Source organism: Calidithermus roseus, from assembly GCF_003574095.1.
In the GTDB taxonomy this organism is placed as follows: Bacteria; Deinococcota; Deinococci; order Deinococcales; family Thermaceae; genus Calidithermus; species Calidithermus roseus.
The window spans coordinates 1-3510 of record NZ_QWLA01000136.1; the positions used below are offsets into that span (position 1 = coordinate 1).

1 tRNA gene and 2 rRNA genes are annotated in these 3510 nt (G+C 57.5%); all 3 read right to left on the reverse strand.

Annotation, left to right across the window (positions count from 1 at the left end):
* Position 1: 1 nt before the first annotated feature.
* A tRNA-Gly gene (locus Mrose_RS18005) sits at positions 2–77 on the reverse strand.
* A gap of 117 nt (positions 78–194) precedes the next feature.
* Positions 195–311, reverse strand: a 5S ribosomal RNA gene (rrf, locus tag Mrose_RS18010).
* Positions 312–432: 121 nt separating this feature from the next.
* Positions 433–3294, reverse strand: a 23S ribosomal RNA gene (locus Mrose_RS18015).
* Between the last annotated feature and the right edge of the window lie 216 nt (positions 3295–3510).

Consider the following 3510-nt stretch of genomic DNA (forward strand, 5'->3'; position numbering starts at 1 on the left):
GTGGAGCGGGAGACGAGACTCGAACTCGCGACCCCAACCTTGGCAAGGTTGTGCTCTACCAACTGAGCTACTCCCGCACGGGCAGCGCTCCACTACAGGACAACATGTCACACGCTACTCGCCGCACTGGTGCACTGGCCACACTCACTTACACTTATAGCCTATACCACAAAAAAGTAAAGAAAAAAGTAAAGCCTCTGCGCTGCCCTACTCTCCCAGGCCCCTTCGAGCCAAGTACCATCGGCGCAGGTGCGTTTCACTGCCGTGTTCGGAATGGGTACGGGTGGGACCACACCGCTATGAGCACAGAGGCATCTGTTGTTGTGCCTTTGATTGTGGGTTGTAAAGGTTGGGACCTCGTTGAAAGCAAGGCAGTCGAGAGATCACTTGATGCTTGAAGCTTGGAAGGTCGCTTGATGTATGAGTGCTAAAGAGGTCAAGACCTCGGACCATTCGCACTGGTCAGCTTCGGGCATCGCTGCCCTTCCACCTCCAGCCGATTCACCTGCTGGTCTTGCAGGGTCCTTACCGGATTACTCCGTGGGAAGTCTCATCTTGGGGCAAGTTTCCCGCTTAGATGCTTTCAGCGGTTATCTCTACCGTACTTGGCTACCCAGCATTTGCCCTTGGAAGAACAGCTGGAAAACCAGCGGTACGTCCACTCCGGTCCTCTCGTACTAGGAGCAGCCCCCCTCAAACTTCCTTCGCCCGTGACGGATAGAGACCGAACTGTCTCACGACGTTCTGAACCCAGCTCGCGTGCCACTTTAATGGGCGAACAGCCCAACCCTTGGGACCTTCTTCAGCCCCAGGATGTGACGAGCCGACATCGAGGTGCCAAACGATTCCGCCGCTATGGACGCTCGGGAATCATCAGCCTGTTATCCCCAGGGTAACTTTTATCCGTTGATCGATGGCCCTTCCACACGGTACCACCGGTTCACTAGGCCCAGCTTTCGCTCCTGTTCGGCTTGCCTGCCTCACAGTCAGGCTCCCTTTTACCCTTGCGCTCACCGCGTGGTTTCCGTCCACGCTGAGGGAACCTTTGGGCGCCTCCGTTACGCTTTAGGAGGCGACCGCCCCAGTCAAACTGCCCATCAAGCACTGTCCCCCTCCCGGGGTTAGGCTCCCGAACACATCAGGGTGGTATTTCACCGTCGCCTCCCCCCAGCCCGAAAGCCAGGGCTCATAGGCTCCCACCTATCCTACGCAGATCTGTCCAGAAGCCAATGCCAGACTACAGTAAAGCTCCATGGGGTCTTTTCGTCCTGCCACGGGTAGGCTGCATCTTCACAGCCAGTTCAATTTCACCGAGTCCCTCGTTGAGACAGCGCGCTGATCGTTACGCTTTTCGTGCAGGTCGGAACTTACCCGACAAGGAATTTCGCTACCTTAGGACCGTTATAGTTACGGCCGCCGTTCACCGGGGCTTCGGATCAGGGCTCTCACCCCTCCCCTTGACCTTCCGGCACCGGGCAAGCGTCGCTCCCTATACTTCCACTTTCGTGTTCGCAGAGAGCTGAGTTTTTGGTAAACAGTCGCCAGCGCCTCTTCACTGCGGCCCCCTCCATTGGGGGCACCCCTTCTCCCGAAGTTACGGGGCTAGATTGCAAAGTTCCTTAACGAGGGTTCTCTCGCGCGCCTTGGTGCATTCACACCCACCCACCTGTGTCGGTTTACGGTACGGGCACTCTTCGGTTTTGCTTAGAAGCTTTTCTCGGCTCCCTGGCTTCAGCGGGTTGTCAGCTTGCGCCTTCCCCACCACGCACCGGTCTCGGACTACGGATTTGCCTGTAGTCCCCGTTGCGCTTCTGGCCGGGCTCATCCATGGCTCCGGTCCGCCTAGCCTAAAGCGTCCCTCCTTCGCACCTAGAGTGGGACTGGAATATTAACCAGTTCTCCGTCGACTACGCCTCTCGGCCTCGCCTTAGGTCCCGCCTAACCCTACGCTGACGACCATAACGTAGGAAACCTTGGGTTTACGGCGATGGGGATTCTCACCCCATTTATCGTTACTCATGCCGGCATTCGCACTTCCCTTACCTCCACCACCCCTCTCGGTATGGCTTCATCGGCATCGGGAACGCTCCCCTACCACTGTACTTCCGTACAGTCCGCAGCTTCGGTGTCAGGCTTAAGCCCCGATCATTTTCGGCGCAAGGTCACTCGACCAGTGAGCTATTACGCACTCTCTCAAGGGTGGCTGCTTCTAAGCCAACCTCCTGGCTGTCTAGGCAACCTCACATCCTTATCCACTTAGCCTGAACTTGGGGACCTTAGCTGGCGATCTCGGTTGTTCCCGCGCTTGGACATGGATGTTAGCACTCATGCCCTCACTCCCGGACTCCCCTTGCGACCCTTCAGAGTTTGACAGGGTTTGGTAGGCTGGTAGGCCCCCTAGCCCAATCAGTGCTTTACAGGCCGCAATCAGCATCCGAGGCTGACCCTAAAGTCATTTCGGGGAGAACTAGCTATCTCCTGGATCGGTTAGCTTTTCACTCCTAATCCCAGCTCATCCGAGGGATTTGCATCTCCAACCGGTTCGGCCCTCCACGCAGTGTCACCCGCGCTTCAGCCTGGCCAGGACTAGCTCTCCAGGTTTCGAGTCTACGCCAGCGCACTCCTCGCCCTCTTCGGACTCGCTTTCGCTACGCCTCCAGCTCTCGCCTTAAGCTCGCACGCTAACGTAAGTCGCCGGCTCATGCTTCAATAGGCACACCGCAACGCCTTCGTAGCGCCGCGATTGCTTGTAAGCACACGGTTTCAGGTTCTATTTCACTCCCCTCCCGGGGTTCTTTTCACCTTTCCCTCACGGTACTGCTTCGCTATCGGTCACCCGGAATATTTAGCCTTACGCGGTGGGCCGCGCAGATTCGCCCAGTCTTCCACGAAAACCAGGCTACTCGGGTACGCCCTCCTAGTCTCCACTTTTCGCCTACGGGACTTTCACCCTCTTCGGTCTGCCTTCCCAGACAGCTCGGCTAAGCTTCAACTTCGTTCTTGGGCGCCCCACAACCCCCATGTGCACGCACATGGGTTTGGGCTCCTTCCCTTTCGCTCGCCGCTACTCAGGAAATCGCTTTCGCTTTCTTCTCCTGCCGGTACTTAGATGTTTCAGTTCCCGGCGTTCCCCCCGCTCGCGCGGTACCCCCTGTTCCCAGAGGGTGGGTTCCCCCATTCGGATATCTCGGGATCAACGCTCACTACCAGCTCCCCCGAGCTTTTCGCAGGTAATCACGTCCTTCTTCGGTTCGGGTGCCAGGGCATCCACCGTGTGCCCTTCCTATCTTGACCTCTTCCCTTACATTCCTAACACCGTGCCCTCAACCTCCACCAAGCCCTCAATCCCTTAGACCTCCCGTATCTCTACGGCCCAGCCTAACAGCCTTGAGAACTCGGCTTCCGTCGATAAGCACCAGCGCTCATCGCACTCTCTCGACTCCCTCGCTTTCAAGGTCCTCGCACCGTCCTCAAGACAGCGCAACGAGTAGATTACCCCCCGCCTCTCGC